This is a genomic window from Paenarthrobacter sp. NPDC091711 (assembly GCF_044756605.1).
In the GTDB taxonomy this organism is placed as follows: domain Bacteria; phylum Actinomycetota; class Actinomycetes; order Actinomycetales; family Micrococcaceae; genus Arthrobacter.
Genome location: NZ_JBIVTF010000005.1, coordinates 1 through 21,343, shown reverse-complemented (window position 1 = coordinate 21,343; position 21,343 = coordinate 1). Strand labels below are relative to the sequence as shown.

Genomic DNA, 21,343 nt, shown 5'->3' with positions numbered 1-21,343 from the left:
ATGACTTCGCCAACTACAGCCCCAGCCCCGCCAAGCCCGGTGGTGGAAGCCCGAACCTTCAATGCTGTCCTCGTTGCCAATCGTGGCGAGATTGCCTGCCGCGTCATCCGGACCCTGAAGGAGATGGGCATCCGCTCCGTCGCTGTGTACTCGGATGCCGACAAGAATGCCAAGCACGTGGCCCTCGCCGATACCGCCGTCGCCATCGGTGGCACGGCACCGGCAGAGAGCTACCTGAAGATCGACGCCATCATCGAGGCCTGCCGTCGAAGCGGCGCGGACGCAGTCCACCCGGGCTACGGCTTCCTGTCCGAGAATGTGGAGTTCGCCAAGGCACTGGACGCGGCGGGCATCACCTTCATTGGACCCGGAATTGGAGCCATTGACGTCATGGGCGACAAAATCCGTTCCAAGAACCATGTGATGGCCTATGACGTCCCGTGTGTTCCGGGCATCGCACAACCAGGTCTCAGCGATCAGGACCTGATCCAGGCCGCCTCGGAAGTCGGTTTCCCCTTGCTGATCAAGCCCTCGGCAGGTGGTGGGGGCAAAGGTATGCACGTGGTGGAAAAGCCGGAGGATATGGCCTCCACGCTCGTCACGGCCAGGCGCGTGGCAGCGTCCGCTTTTGGCGACGACACCCTCTTCCTCGAGCGGCTCATTGGTACCCCTCGCCACATCGAGGTTCAGGTTCTGGCGGACAACCACGGCAACGTGATCCACCTCGGCGAGCGCGAGTGTTCTCTCCAGCGGCGCCACCAGAAGGTGATCGAAGAAGCTCCGTCCGCCCTTTTTGAATCATTGCCCAACGGTGCGCAGGAGCGGGCCCGGATTGGCGAGGCGGCCTGCAATGCGGCCCGTTCGGTCAGTTACAGTGGCGCAGGAACCGTGGAGTTCCTGGTTTCCGACGAACACCCCGACGAGTTCTTCTTCATGGAGATGAATACCCGGCTTCAGGTGGAGCACCCTGTCACAGAGATGGTCACGGGCATCGACCTCGTTGAATGGCAGGTGCGGATCGCCGCCGGTGAGGTGCTCACCGTGGCGCAGTCCGACGTCGTGCTTAAAGGCCACGCCGTGGAGGCGCGGGTTTACGCTGAGGTACCCGAGCGGAACTTCATGCCGTCCATGGGGCGGATCGTGGCGCTCGCTGAGGAGGGCGTACCTGATGCAACCGTTTCGGGGCAGCAACCAGCGCATGCGAAGGTGCGGATCGACTCAGCCATGCGGGACAACCTGAAGGTTACGGGGGACTATGACCCCATGCTGGCGAAGGTCATCGCGTGGGGTGAGGACCGGGCCTCGGCGCTGGATACGCTTGACGCTGCGCTGGGCCGCTACACGCTGCTCGGTGTGGATACGAATGTGGAGTATCTGCGTTTGTTGATCAACGATTCCGAGGTCATCGCCGGGCACCTCGATACGGGACTGATTGAGCGCAGGCTGCCGTCCATGGAGTTCCGGCACGTTGGTCCTGCTGAGCTGATAGCCGCTGCCCTTACACTCTGGCTCGACCGTACGGGTCCGGCGCTCGCGGGCGACGCGTGGAAGACTGCCGACGCTTGGCGCGCCGGTGGACGCGGCGCGTGGACAGCCACTTTTGGTGTTCCGGGCGCCGACATCGCAACAGTGTCAATTATCGAGGAGGACGGCGCCGTCAGGGCAAGCGTCGACGGCGGGAGTCCGGTCAACGTCAAGGTGGCGGATCGCGGGAACAACACGATCAGGGTGGAGTTCGACGGCGGCCCGGTCACCTTCGCGGTTGGCGCGGCGCCGGGCGGGCGCAACAGCGTCCGCGAACTCTTTGTGGGCAACGACGGCTGGTCCTGCAGGCTTGAGGTCCTGAACCGGGCTGAGCGCTTGCGTCGGATGCTCGCCGGGATCCAACGTGACGAAGGTGCGGCGGACCCGGAGGTGCGTTCACCGATGCCCGGAACGGTGGTTTCCGTGTCCGTAGCCGACGGAGACACCGTGGAGGAGGGGCAGCCGCTCCTTGCTGTGGAGGCCATGAAGATGGAGCACCAACTGGTGGCCTCCGTTGCCGGAACCGTCCATCTCACCAGCAAACCGGGCGACCTCGTCAAAGCTGACCAGGTACTCGCCACCATTCACGTAGACACAGACAGCACCAGCACAGACGAGGAAGTCCAGCCATGAGCACGTTTGAACTAAATGAGGAGTATCAGGACCTGAGCGACTCCGTCCGCGAGTTCGCCGACGAAGTGGTGGCACCCGTCTCCGCCAAGCACGACGAAGAGCACAGTTTTCCCTACGAGGTTGTGAAGCAGATGGGGGAGATGGGGCTGTTCGGCCTGCCGTTCCCCGAGGAGTTCGGCGGGATGGGCGGAGACTACTTCGCCCTGGCCTTGGCGTTGGAGCAGTTGGGCCGCGTTGACCAGTCGGTGGCCATCACGCTGGAAGCCGGGGTGTCGCTCGGTGCGATGCCGGTGTACCGCTTCGGCACAGAGGAACAGAAACAGGAGTGGCTGCCGCAGTTGGCGTCCGGACGGTCTTTGGCCGGTTTCGGCCTGACGGAGCGCGAGGCAGGTTCGGATGCGGGCGGGACCAAGACTAACGCCCATCTGGACAACGGCGGGTGGGTCATCAACGGCAACAAGGAGTTCATCACCAACTCCGGTACGGACATCACCACGCTGGTGACGGTCACGGCGGTGACGGGGCAGAAGGAAAACGCGGACGGCAGCACCAAGAAGGAGATCTCCACTATCCTTGTGCCTACGGAAACGCCCGGGTTCACCGCGGAAAAACCGTACAACAAGGTGGGCTGGAACGCCTCCGACACGCACCCGCTGACCCTGGACAATGTCCGCGTTCCCGAAGCGAACCTCCTGGGCGAGCGCGGCCGTGGCTATGCGAACTTCCTGTCCATTTTGGACGAGGGCCGCATCGCCATCGCTGCACTGGCAACGGGCGCAGCCCAAGGGTGCGTGGACCTGTCCGTGAAGTACGCCAAGGAGCGCAGCGCGTTCGGGCAGAACATCGGCAAGTACCAGGCCATCCAGTTCAAGATCGCGCGGATGCAGGCAAGGGCCCACACTGCCCGCCTTGCCTACTACGACGCTGCGTCCAGGATGCTGGCAGGCAAGCCGTTCAAGACCGAAGCGGCCATCGCTAAGATGGTCGCAGGCGAGGCAGCCATGGACAACGCGCGGGACGCCACCCAGGTGTTTGGCGGCTATGGCTTCATCAACGAATTCACGGTGGCACGCCATTACCGCGACTCCAAGATCCTTGAAATCGGGGAGGGCACCACGGAGGTGCAGTTGATGCTCATCGCCCGCGAGCTGGGTCTGTAACCGTAGGGGAAGGATCAAGGATGATTGACAAGGTTGTTGCCAGCGCCGCGGAAGCGGTGAAGGACATCCCGGACGGTGCCTCGTTGGCCGTCGGAGGTTTCGGTTTATGCGGCATCCCCGTTTCCCTGATCGACGCCTTGTACCAGCAGGGAACCACGGATCTTGAGACGGTCAGCAACAACTGCGGTGTGGACGACTGGGGCCTTGGCATTCTCCTCAAGGATGGTCGTATCCGGCGGACCATCAGTTCCTACGTCGGCGAGAACAAGGAATTCGCCCGTCAGTACTTGTCGGGGGAACTGGAGGTAGTCCTCACCCCACAGGGCACCTTGGCCGAGAAGCTCCGTGCTGGAGGTGCCGGCATCCCGGCCTTCTACACCAAAGCCGGGGTGGGTACGCAGGTGTCCGAAGGCGGACTTCCGCAAAAGTACGACGCCGACGGGAACGTTGCGATTGCCTCCTCGCCTAAGGAGGTGCGCACTTTCAACGACGCGGACTACGTGTTGGAAGAGTCCCTGACACCTGATTTCGGCTTGGTCCATGCCTGGAAAGGTGACCGCCACGGGAACCTCGTTTTCCACGCGACAGCCATGAACTTCAACCCCCTCTGCGCCATGGCGGCAAGGACCACCATCGCCGAGGTGGAGGAGTTGGTTGAACCCGGCGAGCTGGACCCGGAGCATATCCACACGCCGGGGATCTTCGTTCAAAGGGTGGTGCTGGCAACGTCCAGCGAGAAGCGGATAGAAAAGCGGACCGTGGCTTTAACCCCCACTACTGATGCAGGCCAATCCGGAACAGACCAGGCAGGAGCGGAACGATGACCGACAACACGTCCCAGGACATCCCGCCCCGCCCGGAGGCCGTCCGACACGAGTACCGTCGCGCCGACGTCGACCATCACGACGCAAAAGGCTGGACCCGCAACGAACTTGCCGCCCGTGTGGCCAAGGAACTGACCAACGGGCAGTACGTGAACCTGGGCATCGGGATGCCCACGTTGATCCCCAACTACATTCCGGACGGCGTGGAGGTCATTCTTCACTCGGAGAACGGAATCCTCGGCGTGGGTCCTTACCCGGCTGAGGACAAGATTGATCCGGATCTCATCAATGCGGGCAAGGAAACGGTCACCACTCGCGCCGGGGCTGCCTTCTTTGATTCGGCGGCGTCCTTCGGCATGATCCGCGGCGGGCATGTGGACGTGGCCGTTTTGGGTGCCATGGAGGTGGCTGTGAACGGAGATCTGGCCAACTGGATGATTCCCGGCAAGATGGTCAAAGGCATGGGCGGAGCAATGGACCTCGTGTTTGGTGCCAAGAAAGTCATTGTCATGATGGAACACGTGGACCGCAACGGCAGGCCGAAGATTGTCCAGGACTGCACGCTCCCGCTCACAGGAAAAGGTTGCGTGGATCGCATCATCACTGATCTCGCAGTGATCGACGTGGTGAAGGATGATGGCGAACCGCGTTTGGTCCTCCGCGAACTGGCCCCCAACGTCACCCTGGACGACGTCGTGGCGGCCACGGGCGCAGACCTGTTCGAAGAAGACCAGGAACTGACCGTATGACGCGGGTTGTGGAGCAGCGCGGACTCTATTTCGACGAGCTCGAAGAGGGCGTGATTTACGCGCACAAGCCTGGCCGCACCGTGACGGAGACGGACAATGTCCTCTTCACCACCATGACCATGAACACGCAGGCGCTGCATCTGGACGCGGCCTGGAGTTCGGGGCAGCCGTTCGGGCAGCGGCTCATGAACTCAATGTTCACCTTGTCCACCATGGTGGGGCAGTCCGTGACACAGCTGACGCAGGGCACCATCATCGCGCAGTTGGGCCTGACGGATGTCGCTTTTCCGCACCCGCTCTATCACGGCGATACCCTGTACACGGAAACAGTGATCACAGGTAAACGGCTGTCGTCGTCGCGGCCCGGCCAAGGCGTGGTGACCATGCAGCACACCGGCCGCAACCAGGACGGGACGGTGGTGGCCTTGGCAACCCGGACCTGTCTCATGTGGACAAAGGAAGCGCACGCCGCGCAATCCTGACCCACCCTTTCCATACCTTTGTCGGGCACCAGCAGCAAGGACTTTCATGCTTTCTTCAGACGCGATTCCGTTCACCATGGGGCCGGCCCTCCTTTTCTGCCCTGCGGACCGGCCTGAGCGTTTCGGAAAGGCGGCTGATCGTTCCGACGCCGTGATCTTGGACCTTGAAGATGCAGTAGCCCCTGCAGACAAACCGGGGGCTCGCGAGGCGATTATCGAGCAGTTGGGTACAGGCGGCCTGGACCCAAACCGGACCATTATTCGGGTCAATCCCGTGGGGACACCGGAGTTCGAGCTGGATCTCCAGACCTTGGCGAAGACGCCATACCGCACCGTCATGCTGGCCAAGGCGGAGAACGCGGAGCAACTCAAGTCTTTGGCGGGCTATCAGGTCATCGCGCTGTGCGAAACCGCGGCGGGCATCGTCAACGCCCCGGCCATCGCCGCCGAGCCGAACGTGGTGGGGCTGATGTGGGGCGCTGAGGACCTGCTGGCTTCCCTCGGAGGCCTTTCCAGCAGGAACGACGACGGCGGGTACCGGGCTGTCGCTCTTCACTCACGCTCCGCCGTACTGCTCGCCGCCAAAGCCGCAGGCAAGGAAGCAATTGACTCCGTATACGTGAACATCCCGGATCTTGAAGGCTTGCTGGCTGAATCGCAGGACGCCGTGTCCAGTGGTTTTGGAGCCAAAGCCTGCATCCATCCTCAGCAGGTGGCAGTGGTGCAGGAAGCATACGCGCCCACGGACGAAGCCGTAGCCCAAGCTACCGAACTCCTGGACGCCGCAGCATCTGCCGGGACAGGAGTGTTCCAGTTCAACGGCAAGATGATTGACGGCCCTATCCTCAAACACGCCCAAGCGACACTTCGCCGGGCCGGGCACTAACGACGAATCCGTCCCTCGTTCGCCCTACACACCGTAGAACGGCATGCAGAGCGGACGAAGACCGGACTCGTTGGCCGGCAGAGCCCTAGGTGAGTACCGACGTCGTGAGTTCCGTCAGTTCAACCACAGCGGGTCTGGAGGCAGTGCTCTTGATGGCTACCGCCTGCCCGTTCCTGGCTGATTCCAGCACTGATTCCATAACGTCCAAGGCATGGAAGGCCAGCTGACCGCCGGCCCGTGGTTCCTGGCCGGACGGTGTGTTGGCGAGGTCGGCGATGCCGAAGCCGCGCCCCGAGTCCACGTACCCGGCCGAGACGGGGAGAGTCTCCCAATCCTCGGCGCCGAGTGCGAAAAGCTGCACGTCGCCGTCGAAGTGATTAGGGTCAGGGACCATCAGGGAGCCGGTTTCACCGTGGATCTCAATGTTGGGGCTCTTGGTCTTGACGGCGTCGAAGCTCATGAACAGTGTGGACAGGGCGCCGGACGCATGCACCAGGACGCCGGTGACGTGCGAGTCGACGTCCACCGGAATCACCTGCCCCTGACGAGGGCCCGAACCGATGATGCGTTCGTCGCGGGTGTGGCTGGCAGCGCCGACCACCGACACCACGGGCCCGAGCAGCGTGACGAGTGCAGAGACATAGTACGGGCCCATGTCCAGCAGTGGTCCGCCGCCAGGCTGGTAGTAGAAATCGGGGTTCGGGTGCCAACGCTCGTGGCCGGGCGTCGCCATGGTGGCCGTCGCCGAAATTGGCGCCCCAATCAGTCCGTCGTCAATGGCTTTGCGGGCTGTCTGGATTCCGGTTCCCAACACGGTGTCCGGCGCGCAGCCCACAGTAACTCCCGCCGCAGCCGCCGCATCCAGCACCTGCTGGGCCTCGGCCGTGGTGGCAGCCAGCGGCTTTTCGCCGTAGACGGACTTTCCGGCCGCGATGGCCCTCAGCGCAATGTCAGCGTGGGCGGCAGGGATGGTGAGGTTCAGGACAAGGTCCACGTCCTCGGCGGCCAGGAGCTCGTCCACGCTCAGTGCCCGGACGCCGTCATACGAATCGGCAACCGCCTGCGCTCGCGCCGCGTCAAGGTCCGCGACGGCCACAAGGTTGATGGAATCGAGCCGGCGGAAGTTCTTCAGGTACTGGGCAATGATGGCGCCACAGCCAATCACTCCCACGTTTAGCGGCTTGCCCACAGCATGCCCCTTTCAATGATGGTGCGGACGTTGCTGTCCTGAAGGATTTCCACGCGGTGGCCCGGCGTGCAGACGAAGATTTTTCCCTTGCCCCACTGGCGGGTCCAGATGGCCGGCGAGGTGACTTCGCGGTTCCACGGGTCCCAGTCACGGACTTTTTGGGTGGTGGTGGCCAGGACGTCGACGTAGTCATCGGAGAGGACCCAGTACTGTTCCGTGACGAGATCGAAGTCGCCCATTCCCTGAGTGATGGGGTGGTGGGAGGCAGCGGGCAACATGTTGACGGTATAAGGGACGTAATTGTCGGACTGCTCGCCGATCCGCTCGTCAGCATGCTTGCCGGGGTGGCAGGCGAACTGTCCACCGATCAGGTGCAGGTAGTCCGAGTTGTTGCGGTAGGAATCAGCGATCCCGCCGTGCCAGCCAGCCAGACCCGTACCGTTTTCAACGGCCGCGCGGAGCCCCTCGAACTCGTCCTTCTCAATGGTGCTCATGGTCATGCATTGCACGATCAGGTCCACGCCCGCCATGTAATCAGGGTCGGCGTAGATCTTGGGGGATTCCTCCACCCGGACGTCATAACCTTTGTCCTTCAGGTAGGGGATGAACAGCTCTGTGGCTTCCACCGGCTGGTGTCCGTCCCAGCCGCCGCGGACCACCAGCGCTGTTTTGTTGATGCTTGTCATGGTTTCCTTCGTTTCGGGCGTTTTCATATCAGTCAGACGTTCTGCCAGCGGCTGGCGTTCTCCGCGCTGGCTTCTACTGCAGCCAGCACCTTTTGCACCTGCAAAGCGTCAGCGAACGACGGCGTGGGCTGCTCGCCTGCGCCGATGGCAGTGACGAGGTCAACCACCTGATGGGTGAAGCCGTGCTCATATCCGAGGCCGTGACCGGTAGGCCACCAGTTGGCGGCGTAGGGGTGGGACGGCTCAGTGACCATGATCTTGCGGAAGCCGGCGTCAGGTTCCAGCGCGGAATCGTAGTACTGCAGTGAGTTCATGTCTTCGAAGTCAAAGGCGATGGAACCCTTGGTGCCGTTCAGTTCCAGGCGCATGGCGTTCTTCCGTCCCAAGGCAAAACGGGTTGCTTCGAAGATGCCGATTGGTCCGGCCGCGGTCCGGCTGCGGGAGCCGGCGTCAGCACCGCCGTCGTGCTTGGCCTCAAAACGGGCGGTGAACAGCGCGGCGTCGTCCACGGTCACCGGGCCGCGCGGCCCGTCAGAGCCGCCGTGACCGCCCAGGCCCACAAAGTCGCCACCCACCGGGCGCTCCTTCACGAAGGTCTCCAGCAGTGCCGAGACGCCGGAGATGTTCAGTCCCGTGATCCACTGGGCGGCATCGATGCTGTGCGCGCCGATGTCGCCCAGTGAACCGGACCCGGATTTGGACTTGTCCAGGCGCCAGGTCAGCGGCGCGTCGGCGTCACTGAGCCAGTCCTGAAGGTACTGCGCGCGGACGTGCCTGATCTCGCCCAGACGGCCCTCGTCCACCATCCGCTTGGCCAGTGCCAAAGCAGGGGTGCGCCGGTAACTGAAGCCGCACATGGAGAGCACCCCGCGTTCCGCCGCGGCCTGAGCCACCTGGGTCATCTTCTCGGCTTCTTCCACCGAGTTGGCCAACGGCTTCTCGCAGAGGACATGCTTGCCGGCCTCGAGCGCTGCAATCGCTATCTCGGCATGGGTGTTGCCGGGAGTGCAGATGTCAATGAGGTCGATGTCATCGCGTTCAATGAGTCTGCGCCAGTCGGTCTCGATGGACGCCCAGCCATATTTGCCGGCTGCTGCCCGCACACCTTCCTCATTCCTGCCCGCCACGGCAGTCAGCTCCGGAGCGAGGGGAAGGTCAAAGAAGCGTGGAGCAGTACGCCACGCATGGGAGTGGGCGGCGCCCATGAAGGCATACCCCACCATGCCCACGCGCAGGGGTCGAGTCTCTGTCAACGGAAGTCCTTTCTGGTTGGTTCGCCGGTTACTTGCTGAAACCTGCGGTGAGGCCACTGAGCAACTGCCGGCGCGCCACCACGTAGATCACCAGCAACGGAAGCGTTGCCAGTACCACGGAGGCGAGCACCGCCGGGATGTTGACGCTGAATTCACCTTGGAACGTCCACAGCGACAACGGCAGAACCCTGGTGTCAGGGCTTTGCGTGAGGATCAGCGGGAACAGGAACCCGTTCCACACATGCAGTGCGTTGTAGATGCCCACTGTGATGACGGCAGGCTTGGTCATGGGCAACGCCAGGCGCCACATCATGGCCCAGTCAGAGCAACCGTCCAAGCGCATCGACTCAAAAAGTTCATTGGGGACATCCCGCATGAAGTTCGAAAGGATGAGCACCGACACCGGGATAGCGAAGGCAATGGAGGGCAGGATCAGAGCCAACAAGGTGTCATACATATGAGCCTTGGTGATCATCCAGTAGATGGGGATGATGGTTGCGTGCAGCGGAATGGCCAAGCCCAGGAGGAAGACGTTGTTGGTCCAGCTGAGGAATCTGCCTTTGCCGCGGACAATGGCGTAAGCGGCCATAAAGGCGACGAAAAGCGCCGGAACCACACTGCCCACGGTAACGATGAGGCTGTTGGTGAAGTACTTGGCAAAGTCGTTCTCCAGGACAAGCTTGTAGTTGTCCAAGGTTGGCTCTGCCGGTGGGAGCATCGGGTTTGAGGTGAAGAAGCCTGCCTGGTTTTTCAGGCTGGTGATGACCACGTAGTACACGGGCACAATGATGATTGCCAGCCAGATCCAGCCGCCCAGGCCGCCCAGGAAGTTTGGCCGCGAACGGCCAAGTTTTGACGGCCGACGGCGGGTGGTCACCGCTTGGGGCAACACCGCCGGTGCTGGGGGGAGTTCAGTGGTGGAAGCCATTACGCACCTTCCAATTGGCTGGCGTTGCGGTTCTTGCCGCCGAGTCGTTGCAGGAACAATGCCAAGGCCAGGCCGATGACAACGAGGATGACGCCCAAGGCGCTCGCAGCCCCCATATCGTTCGCTTTGAAGCCGGTGAGGTACATGTGCAGTGGCAGGAGCCTGGTGGAGTAGCCGGGTCCGCCGGCGGTCAGGACGAAGATCAGGTCGAAGTACGCCAGGGATCCCACCACCATGAGGGTGGAGGAAGTGATCATGGTGTACTTCAGCTGCGGCAAGGTGATGTTGAAGAACTGCTGGACACGGCCGGCTCCGTCAATCTGGGCAGCTTCGTACAGCGAGGCAGGAATCTGCCGTACGCCGCCTTGGTAGATCAGGGTGTGGAACGGCACGAACTGCCAGGCGATCACGAAGACCACCACGAACAACACCAGATCAGAGTTACCCAGCCAGTCCTGCGCCAGGATCGGCAGTCCCAGGCCCGGGCCGAGCCCGAAGTTCGGATCCAGCAGCGCCTTGAAAGCGATGGCTACCGCGGCAGATGACAGGAGCAGCGGCACGAAGTAGAGCACAGCCAAAGCCGCCCGGTACTTCTGACTTGCAGCCGTGAAGACGCCGAGCAGGAGGCTGATGGGTGCCTGGACGATGAAGGAGAAGAACATGATCTTGGCCGTCACCAACAGGGCGTTGCCTGTGACGGGATCGGCCAGGACGGTGTTCCAGCTGGACAGTCCGTCAAGCTTGATTTCGCCCAAGCCGTCCCATCGGGTGAAGCTCAGGAACAGGACTCCCAGGAGTGGGAGGATGGCGAAGAGCATGAAAAAGGCGAGCGCGGGGACAGCGAGCCACCCTGACGGACCCTTTTCCAAGGTCCGCCGGGTGCCTGTTGTGCGTCCGGTGCCCAACTCCCGCTGTGGGGTGGTGGTTGTAGTGGACACCGAATTACTTCCCGATCGTCGCGTTCATGGTGGAAGCGAACTGCTCGGGAGTGATCTTCTTCAGGAAGATCTGGTCGAGGTTGGCCAGCATCGCATCTCCTTGGGCGGGGCTCAGTGCCTGGTCCCAGGAAAGCGTGAAGTCCGGGGCATCCTTGGCCATGTCATATACGTAGCTCAGGAAGTCCTTGTCCGGGGAGGCTGCGAGCTTGTCCTCAATGCCGGTGACCACAGGTACAGCGCCTGAGTCGATCAAGCCCTGGACGTTCTCATCGTTGAACATTCCGTCCTTGACGTATTCCAGGGCGGTTTTCTTTTGCTCTTCTGTGGCCTTGGACGAAACGGACCAGAAGTTGGACGGGTTTCCCACAACGTTGGCCGGATCACCCTTGCCACCCTCAACGGTGGGGAAGGGGGTGTAACCGAGCTTGCCGCTTGATACGAACTCGCCGGCGTCCTTCTTCATGCCTTGGTAGATCCAGCTGCCCTGCAGAATCATGGCTGCCTTGCCTGTGTACAACAGGGCTTGGTCTGCGTTGCTGTCAGCGGCAATGGAGGAGAAGCCGTTGATGAAGCCGCCGGCATCCACCAGTTCCTGGATCTTGGTCAGCGCCTCGATCACTGCGGGGTCGGACCAGGCGCCCGGCTTGTTGGCTGCGATGTTTGCGAAGACTTCAGGGCCCCCGATCCGGTCCACAAGGTATTCAAGCCACATCAGGTCAGGCCACTTGGACTGGCCGCCCAGGGAGAACGGTGCCACTCCGGCAGCCTTGAACTTCGGCACCAGCGCCATCAGCTCATCCCAGGTCTTGGGCGCAGCTGCCCCGATCTTGTCGAAGACTTCCTTGTTGTAGTAGAGCACTACGGGCTGGACCTTGTTGTTGGGCAGTGCATACGTCTTACCGTCGATCACGCCGCTCTCGAGGATGGAGGGAAGGTAACGGCTTTGGACGTCAGGGTTTTCTTTGAGGAATCCCGTCAGGTCATCCACCTGGCCGGCATCGACGTAGGACTTGAGGACTCCGCCGCCCCAGCCGTAAACGAGCGTGGGTCCTTGGCCTGCGCCGACGGCGGTGCGGACCTTGGTCTTGTAGGCGTCGTTGGCAAAGAAGTCGAGCTTGATGGCGGAGTCGGGGTGGGACTTGTTCCACGATTCCACGGATGCTTGGAACACAGGCTGGTCACCACCGGTCAGTCCCCACATGGTTGCCGAGTCCGCCGAGGCACCTGTTCCGGCCGGACCTGAGGATCCGCAGGCTACGAGTGAGATCGACAATGCGGCTGCAGAAACGGCCATTCCGGCGGTGCGCAACTTGAGATTATTCATGTGCAGTTCCATTCGTCCTTCGGGCTCGACGCTGATTGCCCGGTTGTGCGTATAAAAGCCGCACTTCGCGGTCTGCGGATCAACTTCGATACCCAGCTCCAGCAACTTTTCGAAATGTTTCGAGAGTCCTTTCGGAAGTGCCAACCAAACTTAGCCGTGACCCGCAACACCGTCAAGGCCCGGAAGAGACGAAAATTAGGTAGTTTGCTGCCTATTTGACGCTCAGACCTCTCCCCGTGCAGACTGTCAGCAACCGAAACTTTTCGAAAGCGGTAACTGTGAGCCCAGATGAACGACCCTCCAAGCTGACCCTTTCTGCCGTTGCGCAGGAGGTAGGAGTGTCCGTACCCACCGTGTCCAAAGTGGTCAACGGGCGCGGCGACGTGGCCCAGGGGACCCGTGCCCGCGTTCTGGAAGCCCTGCAGCGGACCGGGTACAAATCGCCCCTCCAGCGCAAGGGCAACCCTGTCCAGCGGACTGTCGAAGCGGTGTTTGACTCACTGAACTCGGCCTACAACATGGAAGTCCTTAAGGGGATCATGGAGCAGGCCAACGCTTCGGACATGGAGGTGATCCTCTCGGTGACCGGATTGCAGGCAGCGCCTCCGCTGGGCCCGGAGCAACGTGCACAGCGCATGGTCGATGAGGGCCGCAGCGGCATGATCGTGGTGACCTCGGCGTTTGGAACAGCGCAGCTCGAAGCCTTCCAAAGGCGCCAGATTCCCATCGTGGTGATCGACCCCCTGAACCCGCCACCTGCTGATCTGTTCAGCGTGGGCTCCAGCAACTGGGCCGGTGGGAAAGCCGCCGCCACGCATCTTTTGGCGCTAGGGCATCGACGCATTGCCTATATTGGGGGGCCTGCCACCGCCGAATGCAGCCAGGCCCGCCTCCACGGCTACATGGCCGCACTGATGGCAGAGGGAATCACCGTGGAACACGAATACGTTTCCGCCGGCCAGTTCCGGCCCGAGACCGGAGCGGCAGCCTTCAAATCCTTGGTGGCTTTGGAAGATCCGCCCACTGCAGTGTTCGCCGGAAGCGACAGTATCGCCATGGGAGTCCTGGCCGAGGCGCGGAGGCAGGACATCCGGATCCCCGAGGAAATGAGCCTCGTAGGGTTCGATGGAACTTACCAGGCGGAAGAATCCACGCCACCTTTGACGTCGGTGAGCCAGCCGCTTCAGGAGATAGGGCGTTCCGCGCTGAACTTCATCCTTCGCCAAATGCAGGGTGAAGAGATCGACTCCCGGCGCGTGGAGCTTGCAACCCACCTGGTGGTTCGAGAATCCACAGCGCCACCCCGGGAATCAGCCTCACCCGGAAAGTCGCCGTCCCGGGTCTAGCTGCACCGGCGGGATTGCTTCATACAGCAGCACCCGCACCCAACGGTCGCCCGTCCCACGGAACTCCCCACGGCTGGCGAAACGGTACAGGTAACTGCGCGTCCGCACCCAACGGGGTGGTTCGCCGTCGAACGGGTCCTGTCGAAGCAGCCCAAGCGTTGGTGGATCGGCTTGCAGGAGCCTGTCCAGGAACGCGTAAAACCAGTCCTCGTGGACTGTTCTCAGTGGCAGGAACCACATGAGCCAATCCAAGCGCAGGTGGTAAGGCGCCCACTGCCGGGGGAGTCGGCGTACATCCCCAGGTTTGCCCTTGAAGCCGTACTCCAACCATTGTTCGTCCGGCGCCTGCGGATCCTCGTCCATGGTGCCCTCAACCACCATCTCGATGCGCTGCTTTGTCACCGTCCCGAAAGCGCCGTAGGCATTGACCAGTCGCCAGCGGTTAAAGCTGGCGTTCATCAACTGCTGACTGGAGAAGAGATTCAGGAGCGGACGGTAGCTGAACACCAGCAACAAAACCGTCACCAGCACGACGACGGCGAGCCACCACACTGAGGTATCGGCACCCGGATGCCACTCCAGCGGGATGAACGGAAAGACCGCGTGTGCAACGGGGTCGCTGACGGCGGCGAAAGCCAGGACGATGGCCACCCAGTTCAGCCACGCGAAGTTTCCGGTTCCCACCAACCACAACTGCGTCACTATGATGATGCCCGCAGCGACGCTGGCCAGCGGTTGGGGCGCGAAAAGGAAAAAGGGGACCACCAGTTGCGCGAAATGGTTGCCCACCACCTCCACTTTGTGCAGTGGACCCGGCAACAGGTGCGCCTGCCTGCTGAGTGGCCCGGGCATCGGCTGTGTCTCGTGGTGGTAGAACATGGCCGTCATGTCCCGCCACTCGCGTCCGCCGCGGATCTTGATCATGCCGGCACCGAACTCAAGCCGGAACAGCAGCCACAGAATGAGTATGAGGATGGTCGCAGGTGGGGGAGTCTGGTCTGAACCGAGGAAAGCCACAGTGAATCCGGCCTCGAGGAGAAGTATCTCCCAACCAAAACCGTAGAACGTCTGGCCCACGTTCACAATCGACATGTAGAGGAACCACAGGGCAAGGAAAGCCAGCATGGGCAGCCACGGAGGACCTGTTTGGGGGAGGCCGATGACCAACAGAATGGACACCCCGATGCCCGTCCAGCACACGACCCGGAGCAGTGCGTCAGAGTAGCGCCACCGGAAAAGGGTGGGCCGGCCCAGCCGGCGGGCCATGTCCAAGTAAGCCGGTACCGGCAACAGTCCGTGCTCGCCCAGGAGTGCCGGGAACTGGTTCACCGTGGAGAGGAAGGCAGCCGCGTACAGCGCGGCTGTGCCACGCTGCAACACCTGCCGGGCAAATTCGTAGTCCCGCGCATCGAACCAGGACAACCACTCCACCATTCCACGGTACGCACGGGAGGGGGCTGGTCAAGCGGTATCGATTTTCCACATACGCCTGTGCCCGTTCGCGGCCCCCGGCAGTGGCAGGGATACTTAAGTCATGCAGCCGCGCAAGATCGTCATCCTCGGGTCCACCGGTTCCATCGGCACACAAGCGATTGACGTCGTCGATGCCGCACCACACCGTTTCGAGGTGGTGGCCCTCAGCGCGGGCGGCGGAAACCTTGAACTCCTTGCACAGCAGGCTGTCCACACCAGGGCGCAAGCTGTGGGAATTGCCACGGGCGATCCGGAAGCCCTTCGGCAATTGATCGACGCCGCCGCTGCCGAGGCACGCGTACGCAACTTTGCTCCGGAGATCTTTGCCGGACCGGACGCCTCCACCCGGATAGCAGCCATTGAGTGCGACGTCGTCCTCAACGGCATCACCGGTTCCATCGGGCTGGCGCCAACCCTCGCTGCCCTTGGCACAGGAGCCACCTTGGCGCTGGCCAACAAGGAATCACTGATCGTCGGTGGCGCCCTCGTCAAAGCCGCCGCCAGCCCCGGCCAGATCGTCCCCGTCGACTCAGAGCACTCCGCCATCGCCCAGTGCCTGCGTTCGGGCACTGGCCAGGAAGTTGAAAAGCTGATCCTGACGGCATCCGGTGGCCCGTTCCGAGGCCGTACGCGGGAGCAACTACACAACGTCACGCCGCAGGAAGCCCTTGCCCACCCCACCTGGGACATGGGCCTCATGGTCACCACAAACTCGGCCAGCCTCGTCAACAAGGGCTTGGAAGTCATCGAGGCACACCTGTTGTTCGATGTTCCTTTGGACAGGATCGATGTTGTGGTCCACCCGCAATCGGTGGTGCACTCCATGGTCCAGTTCGTGGATGGCTCCATCATTGCCCAAGCATCACCTCCGGACATGCGCCTGCCCATCGCGCTCGGGCTGGGCTGGCCGGACCGGGTCCCGCGTGCCGCCCAGGCTTGCGACTGGACCCAAGCCACCAGTTGGACCTTCGAGCCCCTGGATACCGTGGCATTCCCGGCCGTGGACCTGGCCAAGGACGCCGCCAAGCAGGGCAGCACTTTCCCGGCGGTATTCAACGCCGCCAATGAGGAAGCAGTAGAGGCCTTCCACGCCGGGCGCATCCGCTTCACAGACATTGTGGATACCGTTGAATCCGTCCTCAGCGAACATTCAGGCTCTTCCGAGCTAACGGTGGAGTCCGTGCTGGATGCTGAGAGGTGGGCACGTGCCCGAACCCTTGATCGTTTAGCCAGCAGCGCCCTGTAGCTCACAACCTTTACGGAAGCAGTCCCACCGGCATGAGTCCCGTCCTTCTCTTCATTCTCGGAGTCGTCTTCGTCGCGATCGGCGTAGCTGTTTCCATCGCGCTGCACGAGGTAGGCCACCTTGTGCCCGCGAAGCTCTTCAAAGTACGCGTTACCAAATACATGATCGGCTTTGGGCCAACGCTGTGGTCCAGGAAGAAGGGCGAAACCGAATACGGCTTCAAAGCGCTTCCGCTGGGTGGCTACGTGTCCATGATCGGTATGTACCCGCCGAACAAAGAAGACGGCACCGTTCGCCCCTCCAGTACAGGCATGTTCCAGACCCTCGCCACCGAGGCGCGGTCCATGGCGCACGAGGAAGTGGGTCCTGGCGACGAGAACCGAGTCTTCTACAAGCTGCCTGTCTGGAAGAAAATCATCGTCATGCTCGGCGGGCCCGCCATGAACATGCTGATCGGGTTGATCCTCCTGGCCGTCCTGCTCATGGGCTTCGGCACTGCCCAGGCGACCACCACCATCGCGGACGTTTCCAAATGCCAGGTTGCCGCCGGGGAGACCGTTGACCCCGACTCGGCCGATTGCAAGCTGACCCCGGCCGCGGCCGCAGGACTCCAGCCAAATGACACCATCACCTCCTTCGACGGAAAAGCCGTCACCAGCTGGGACGAACTCACCAGCTGGATCCGGACCTCCGCCGGCAAGGACGTTCCCGTCACCGTGACGCGCAACGGGGCTCCCGTGGAGACCACGGTAACGCCTGTGCTCTCCTCCCGGCCCGTGGTGGGCCCCGACGGTCGGCAGGCACAAGACGCCAACGGAGTTTTGCAGTACCAGGAAGTCGGCTTCCTGGGTATTGGAGCCCAAAGCGCTTTGGTTCCCCAACCGGCGTCGGCCGTTCTGCCCATGGCAGGGGAGAACATCAAACAGATTTCCGGTGTGATCTTCAACCTGCCGGCCAGAGTGGTGGGGGTGGCAAAAGCAGCCTTTAGCGAAGAACCCCGTGACCCCAACGGGCCCATCAGCGTGGTGGGCGTCGGCAGGGTTGCCGGCGAGGTAGCGGCCATGGAACAAGTACCCATGCAGGCACGGATCGGCACGTTGATCGGCTTGCTCGCCGGACTCAACTTTGCGCTGGCCATCTTCAACCTCATCCCGCTCCTGCCCCTGGACGGCGGCCATGTGGCCGGCGCGCTCTACGAAGGTGCCCGACGCCGGGTGGCCAAGCTGATGGGCAAACCGGACCCGGGCGCCTTCGACATTGCCAAGCTGCTGCCGGCCACGTACGTCGTGGCAGCGCTGCTGATGGCCATGGGTGCACTCCTGATCTACGCGGACATCGTCAAGCCCGTGAACATTTTCGGCTGAGGAGTGAGCATTTTCCGCTCAGCAGGCGGGATAGGCTAGCTCCATGACTGTTTTCGCTGTTGAGTACGTATACGTCGCCGATTCGGGCGCCCTCCGCGACGAAGCCCGCCCCGCCCACCGTTCCTGGCTCGGGGAACTGGCCGAGGAAGGCAAACTGCTTGCCAGTGGCCCCTACGGTGACGGCGCCGGTGCTCTGCTGATCTTCAAGTCCGCTGACGAAACCGAACTCAATGACCTCCTCAAACAGGATCCGTTCGCCGAAGCAGGCGTGATCGCCGGTATCCGCACCACGGAATGGGCCCCCATCATCGGTGTCCTGGCTGCCCACGTGTCCTAGCCCGGACGTCCTTCACCACAACGATCCACCCCTAACCCAAGGAGTCCACGTGACCTCGGTCAGCCTGGGAATGCCAGCAGCCCCACCCCCCGTCCTTGCCCCGCGCCGTAAGACGCGGCAGATCAAGGTAGGGTCCGTTGGCGTCGGTTCTGACTCGCCCATCAGCGTTCAGTCCATGACCACCACACCCACCACGGATATCAATGCCACCCTCCAGCAGATCGCTGAACTGACGGCGTCCGGATGCGACATCGTGCGCGTTGCTTGCCCGTCTGCCGACGATGCCGAGGCGCTGCCGATCATTGCCCGTAAGTCCCAGATTCCCGTGATCGCGGATATCCACTTCCAACCGAAGTATGTCTTCGCCGCAATTGAGGCCGGCTGTGCCGCAGTCCGGGTGAACCCGGGAAATATCCGCAAATTCGATGACCAGGTCAAGGAAATCGCTGCAGCGGCCCGGGACCACGGAACATCCATCCGGATTGGCGTCAACGCAGGCTCCCTTGAACCCGGCATCATGAAGAAGTACGGCAAGGCCACCCCGGAAGCGTTGGTTGAATCCGCCGTCTGGGAAGCCTCCCTCTTCGAGGAGCACGGCTTCCACGACTTCAAGATCTCCGTCAAGCACAACGACCCCGTGATCATGGTGGCCGCCTACGAGATGCTCGCCGAGAAGGGCGACTGGCCCCTGCACCTCGGCGTCACTGAAGCCGGACCGGCATTCCAGGGCACCATCAAGTCCGCCACGGCGTTCGGCGCGCTCCTGTCCCGCGGCATTGGGGACACCATTCGCGTTTCCCTCTCCGCCCCTCCGGTGGAGGAAATCAAGGTGGGCAACCAGATCCTGCAGTCCTTGAACCTGCGTCCGCGCAAGCTCGAGATCGTTTCCTGCCCGTCCTGTGGACGCGCCCAGGTGGACGTGTACACGTTGGCCGAACAGGTCACCGCAGGCTTGGAAGGCATGGAGATTCCGTTGCGGGTGGCCGTAATGGGATGCGTCGTCAACGGACCCGGCGAAGCCCGTGAAGCCGACCTTGGGGTGGCCTCCGGAAACGGCAAGGGCCAGATTTTCGTGAAGGGCGAAGTCATCAAGACTGTGCCTGAGAGCGAAATTGTTGAGACACTGATCGAAGAGGCCATGCGCATCGCCGAAGAGATGGGGGAGGCCGATGGCGAAGATGCTGTCAAGGGTAGCCCCGTGGTTAGCGTCTCGTAACGAGAACGGCTTGGGAGTCAGGGTGCTCGGAAGTGCCGACACCCTGGCTCTTCGCGCGCTTGCAAGCGAGGATGCGGTGGCCAACGTGTTCATCCTCGCCCATCTGGAAAGTACCGGTTCAGCAGCGCCAACCAGCGGTGGTGCCTGTATTTTCGGAGTTTTCGAGGGCCAAACGCTTCTCGGCGCATGCTGGGCGGGTGCAAACCTGGTCCCGGTTCAGCTCGATCCCGGCCTTGCGGGATATGTGGCCACCGCTGCCCATGAAACAGGGCGCCGTTACGCCTCCATTTTCGGTCCGGCCGAAACTGTCATGGCGCTCTATGCCCGTTTCGAGCAACTGGGCCACGCTGCGCACGAAGTGCGCTCCCAGCAACCGCTGCTCACCATTTCTGGCCCGCCCATCGTCGGCGCCAACCCGTCCCTGACCTTTGGCTCCATGGGGGACTTCGATCGCATTCTGCCCGCCTGCGCCGCCATGTTCGAAGAAGAGGTGGGCTACTCTCCGTTCCTGGGAGGGCAGGAGTTCTATAGCAGGCGCGTTGCAGGGCTCATTCGGGAGGGCCACTCGCTGGTCCACATCGACGCCAACGGCACGGTGGTTTTCAAAGCCGAGCTGGGGGCAGTCACGCGGGATGTCACGCAGGTCCAAGGGGTGTGGATGAATCCCGAGTTGCGGGGGCGTGGCCAAAGCGGAGGCTACATGGCCGCCGTCGTAAATCTCTCGCGAACCTTCGCACCGGTGACGAGTCTTTACGTCAATGACTACAACACCAAAGCCCGCGCCACCTATGAGCGGGTGGGCTTCGAACAAGTGGGAACCTTCGCCACGGTTCTTTTCTAGGCCTGCGGCTTCCTGCTTGTATTCTTGTCTCCGCTGACGTCTGTCAGCACTTCACTCAAATTTCGTTGGGGAACAAATGAATAAAATAGCGCTGCGCGGATTTGGAGCCGCTGCACTGCTGATAGTGGGGCTCACTGCTTGTGGCGGGCCAGCTGTGTCAAATGAGGCCGCTTCGGTACCTGTAAGCGAGACAGCGACTACGACACCCACGCCGTCGCCCACACCGGCTAAGCAGTACACCTCGGAGGAGCTCACGGCGATTGCGCTGCAGTTGCGTGATGCCAACGGGCTGAAACTGTCCGTTATGTCCATGGCCGACGCCAGTGGAGTGGAACAGCAGAGCCGGGCGATGTTTGAGGGCGCTGTCATCGAGCCAGCCGCGTGCAAGGAACTGATGCTGGCAAGCCTTCTCCCCACCGATAATGTGAAAGGTGTTGTGGGGACAAGCCTCGATACCTCCACCGGTACGTCCACCGGTGTCACGTTGTCTTCCGGACTCGACGAGGAGTTTATTCAGGCGGATTTCGCGAAGCAGGATCAAATCAGCGATTGCGCTGGGATGACAATGACGATGGGGGAAACGACAGTGACCCTTAGAGCACGAAAAATCGAAGCGACGGTATCCACTCCGCTCTCCATGGCATTGCGGACCGACTCGGTCCTCGCCGACGGGCGAACGCAGTCCACGATCCTGGTCCGGGGTGCAAAGGATGGCGTCGTCATCACCGGTTTGGCCTATGGCGGCAAGACCGAGGCAGAGGCGATCGCCAGGGCAGTGGATCTCGTCAACCAGGCCGCGGCACTGATCAAGTAAGACCCACCTGACTGTCAGTTGTGGTTGTTGCCAGCGCGGGGGCCAACCACAACAGCCACCAAGCATGGAGTGGCCCCCCCACCCGTGGGGTGTGGCAGTATGTTTGGGGGAACCCACCGGAACCCCAAGT

20 protein-coding genes are annotated in these 21,343 nt (G+C 62.2%); 13 read left to right on the top strand and 7 right to left on the bottom strand.

Annotated features, from left to right (window positions below; all coding sequences use genetic code 11):
- The 6 genes from ACIQH5_RS09830 to ACIQH5_RS09805 are packed head-to-tail and all read left to right on the top strand — an operon-like array spanning nucleotide 1 to nucleotide 6,258.
- A complete protein-coding gene (locus ACIQH5_RS09830) occupies nucleotides 1-2,157 on the top strand; it encodes an acetyl/propionyl/methylcrotonyl-CoA carboxylase subunit alpha (protein WP_400402547.1) in 2,157 nt (718 codons plus the stop codon).
- Nucleotides 2,154-3,317 carry an acyl-CoA dehydrogenase family protein gene (locus ACIQH5_RS09825; RefSeq protein WP_400402545.1) on the top strand — a complete coding sequence of 388 codons (1,164 nt, stop codon included), beginning with the start codon at nucleotides 2,154-2,156 and terminating at the stop codon, nucleotides 3,315-3,317. The genes ACIQH5_RS09830 and ACIQH5_RS09825 overlap by 4 nt, the downstream gene beginning before the upstream one ends.
- Before the next feature lie 20 nt (nucleotides 3,318-3,337).
- A complete protein-coding gene (locus ACIQH5_RS09820) occupies nucleotides 3,338-4,141 on the top strand; it encodes a CoA transferase subunit A (RefSeq protein ID WP_400402543.1) in 804 nt (267 codons plus the stop codon).
- Entirely contained in the window at nucleotides 4,138-4,890 is a 753-nt protein-coding gene (locus ACIQH5_RS09815) for a CoA transferase subunit B (protein ID WP_062067486.1), read from the top strand. Before ACIQH5_RS09820 ends, ACIQH5_RS09815 begins: the two co-directional genes overlap by 4 nt.
- Nucleotides 4,887-5,372, top strand: coding sequence for a MaoC family dehydratase (locus ACIQH5_RS09810; protein WP_400402541.1), 486 nt, complete (start codon nucleotides 4,887-4,889; stop codon nucleotides 5,370-5,372). The genes ACIQH5_RS09815 and ACIQH5_RS09810 overlap by 4 nt, the downstream gene beginning before the upstream one ends.
- Nucleotides 5,373-5,418: 46 nt before the next feature.
- Nucleotides 5,419-6,258, top strand: coding sequence for an HpcH/HpaI aldolase/citrate lyase family protein (locus ACIQH5_RS09805; protein WP_400402539.1), 840 nt, complete (start codon nucleotides 5,419-5,421; stop codon nucleotides 6,256-6,258).
- A gap of 85 nt (nucleotides 6,259-6,343) precedes the next feature.
- On the opposite strand, the gene ACIQH5_RS09800 is transcribed toward ACIQH5_RS09805, so the two are convergent.
- From ACIQH5_RS09800 to ACIQH5_RS09775, 6 genes are read right to left on the bottom strand one after another with little or no spacing between them, the layout of a single operon-like run.
- A complete protein-coding gene (locus tag ACIQH5_RS09800; RefSeq protein WP_400402537.1) occupies nucleotides 6,344-7,447 on the bottom strand; it encodes a Gfo/Idh/MocA family protein in 1,104 nt (367 codons plus the stop codon).
- On the bottom strand, nucleotides 7,432-8,133 hold the full coding sequence (locus ACIQH5_RS09795) for a ThuA domain-containing protein (protein WP_400402535.1): 702 nt from the start codon (nucleotides 8,131-8,133) through the stop codon (nucleotides 7,432-7,434). The genes ACIQH5_RS09800 and ACIQH5_RS09795 overlap by 16 nt, the downstream gene beginning before the upstream one ends.
- A gap of 32 nt (nucleotides 8,134-8,165) precedes the next feature.
- Nucleotides 8,166-9,386 (bottom strand): Gfo/Idh/MocA family protein, encoded by a 1,221-nt coding sequence (locus ACIQH5_RS09790; protein ID WP_400402533.1) that lies wholly within the window; start codon nucleotides 9,384-9,386, stop codon nucleotides 8,166-8,168.
- Nucleotides 9,387-9,414: 28 nt separating this feature from the next.
- The gene (locus tag ACIQH5_RS09785) at nucleotides 9,415-10,314 is read right to left on the bottom strand and encodes a carbohydrate ABC transporter permease (RefSeq protein WP_400402530.1); all 900 of its coding nucleotides are present in this window, start codon (nucleotides 10,312-10,314) and stop codon (nucleotides 9,415-9,417) included.
- Entirely contained in the window at nucleotides 10,314-11,252 is a 939-nt protein-coding gene (locus ACIQH5_RS09780; RefSeq protein ID WP_400402528.1) for a carbohydrate ABC transporter permease, read from the bottom strand. Before ACIQH5_RS09780 ends, ACIQH5_RS09785 begins: the two co-directional genes overlap by 1 nt.
- 4 nt (nucleotides 11,253-11,256) lie before the next feature.
- Nucleotides 11,257-12,576, bottom strand: a complete 1,320-nt coding sequence (locus tag ACIQH5_RS09775; RefSeq protein ID WP_400402525.1) for an extracellular solute-binding protein — start codon at nucleotides 12,574-12,576, stop codon at nucleotides 11,257-11,259.
- A gap of 278 nt (nucleotides 12,577-12,854) precedes the next feature.
- Here ACIQH5_RS09775 and ACIQH5_RS09770 point away from each other — a divergent pair, with 278 nt between their 5' ends.
- Nucleotides 12,855-13,922, top strand: a complete 1,068-nt coding sequence (locus tag ACIQH5_RS09770; protein ID WP_400402522.1) for a LacI family DNA-binding transcriptional regulator — start codon at nucleotides 12,855-12,857, stop codon at nucleotides 13,920-13,922.
- Here the strand turns inward: ACIQH5_RS09770 and ACIQH5_RS09765 are convergent.
- The gene (locus ACIQH5_RS09765) at nucleotides 13,893-15,353 is read right to left on the bottom strand and encodes a lipase maturation factor family protein (protein ID WP_400403079.1); all 1,461 of its coding nucleotides are present in this window, start codon (nucleotides 15,351-15,353) and stop codon (nucleotides 13,893-13,895) included. The two genes, ACIQH5_RS09770 and ACIQH5_RS09765, sit on opposite strands and share 30 nt — an antisense overlap.
- 103 nt (nucleotides 15,354-15,456) lie before the next feature.
- Here ACIQH5_RS09765 and dxr point away from each other — a divergent pair, with 103 nt between their 5' ends.
- From dxr to ACIQH5_RS09735, 6 genes are all read left to right on the top strand, one after another.
- Nucleotides 15,457-16,641, top strand: a complete 1,185-nt coding sequence (gene dxr, locus ACIQH5_RS09760) for a 1-deoxy-D-xylulose-5-phosphate reductoisomerase (RefSeq protein WP_400402519.1) — start codon at nucleotides 15,457-15,459, stop codon at nucleotides 16,639-16,641.
- A gap of 32 nt (nucleotides 16,642-16,673) precedes the next feature.
- Nucleotides 16,674-18,005: a M50 family metallopeptidase gene (locus tag ACIQH5_RS09755; protein ID WP_400402517.1), complete on the top strand. Its 1,332-nt coding sequence runs from the start codon at nucleotides 16,674-16,676 to the stop codon at nucleotides 18,003-18,005.
- A gap of 43 nt (nucleotides 18,006-18,048) precedes the next feature.
- On the top strand, nucleotides 18,049-18,342 hold the full coding sequence (locus tag ACIQH5_RS09750; RefSeq protein ID WP_024820316.1) for a YciI family protein: 294 nt from the start codon (nucleotides 18,049-18,051) through the stop codon (nucleotides 18,340-18,342).
- A gap of 49 nt (nucleotides 18,343-18,391) precedes the next feature.
- Nucleotides 18,392-19,558 carry a flavodoxin-dependent (E)-4-hydroxy-3-methylbut-2-enyl-diphosphate synthase gene (ispG, locus tag ACIQH5_RS09745; RefSeq protein WP_011774258.1) on the top strand — a complete coding sequence of 389 codons (1,167 nt, stop codon included), beginning with the start codon at nucleotides 18,392-18,394 and terminating at the stop codon, nucleotides 19,556-19,558.
- On the top strand, nucleotides 19,521-20,399 hold the full coding sequence (locus ACIQH5_RS09740) for a GNAT family N-acetyltransferase (protein ID WP_400403077.1): 879 nt from the start codon (nucleotides 19,521-19,523) through the stop codon (nucleotides 20,397-20,399). Before ispG ends, ACIQH5_RS09740 begins: the two co-directional genes overlap by 38 nt.
- Before the next feature lie 76 nt (nucleotides 20,400-20,475).
- The gene (locus ACIQH5_RS09735; protein WP_400402515.1) at nucleotides 20,476-21,213 is read left to right on the top strand and encodes a hypothetical protein; all 738 of its coding nucleotides are present in this window, start codon (nucleotides 20,476-20,478) and stop codon (nucleotides 21,211-21,213) included.
- Nucleotides 21,214-21,343: the final 130 nt, after the last annotated feature.

Coding starts and splice junctions, on each gene's coding strand:
- ACIQH5_RS09830 (WP_400402547.1), top strand. CDS start 1: ATGACTTCGCCAACTACAGCCCCAGCCCCGCCAAGCCCGGTGGTGGAA.
- ACIQH5_RS09825 (WP_400402545.1), top strand. CDS start 2,154: ATGAGCACGTTTGAACTAAATGAGGAGTATCAGGACCTGAGCGACTCC.
- ACIQH5_RS09820 (WP_400402543.1), top strand. CDS start 3,338: ATGATTGACAAGGTTGTTGCCAGCGCCGCGGAAGCGGTGAAGGACATC.
- ACIQH5_RS09815 (WP_062067486.1), top strand. CDS start 4,138: ATGACCGACAACACGTCCCAGGACATCCCGCCCCGCCCGGAGGCCGTC.
- ACIQH5_RS09810 (WP_400402541.1), top strand. CDS start 4,887: ATGACGCGGGTTGTGGAGCAGCGCGGACTCTATTTCGACGAGCTCGAA.
- ACIQH5_RS09805 (WP_400402539.1), top strand. CDS start 5,419: ATGCTTTCTTCAGACGCGATTCCGTTCACCATGGGGCCGGCCCTCCTT.
- ACIQH5_RS09795 (WP_400402535.1), bottom strand. CDS start 8,133: ATGACAAGCATCAACAAAACAGCGCTGGTGGTCCGCGGCGGCTGGGAC.
- ACIQH5_RS09785 (WP_400402530.1), bottom strand. CDS start 10,314: ATGGCTTCCACCACTGAACTCCCCCCAGCACCGGCGGTGTTGCCCCAA.
- ACIQH5_RS09775 (WP_400402525.1), bottom strand. CDS start 12,576: ATGAATAATCTCAAGTTGCGCACCGCCGGAATGGCCGTTTCTGCAGCC.
- dxr (WP_400402519.1), top strand. CDS start 15,457: ATGCAGCCGCGCAAGATCGTCATCCTCGGGTCCACCGGTTCCATCGGC.
- ACIQH5_RS09755 (WP_400402517.1), top strand. CDS start 16,674: ATGAGTCCCGTCCTTCTCTTCATTCTCGGAGTCGTCTTCGTCGCGATC.
- ACIQH5_RS09750 (WP_024820316.1), top strand. CDS start 18,049: ATGACTGTTTTCGCTGTTGAGTACGTATACGTCGCCGATTCGGGCGCC.
- ACIQH5_RS09740 (WP_400403077.1), top strand. CDS start 19,521: ATGCTGTCAAGGGTAGCCCCGTGGTTAGCGTCTCGTAACGAGAACGGC.
- ACIQH5_RS09735 (WP_400402515.1), top strand. CDS start 20,476: ATGAATAAAATAGCGCTGCGCGGATTTGGAGCCGCTGCACTGCTGATA.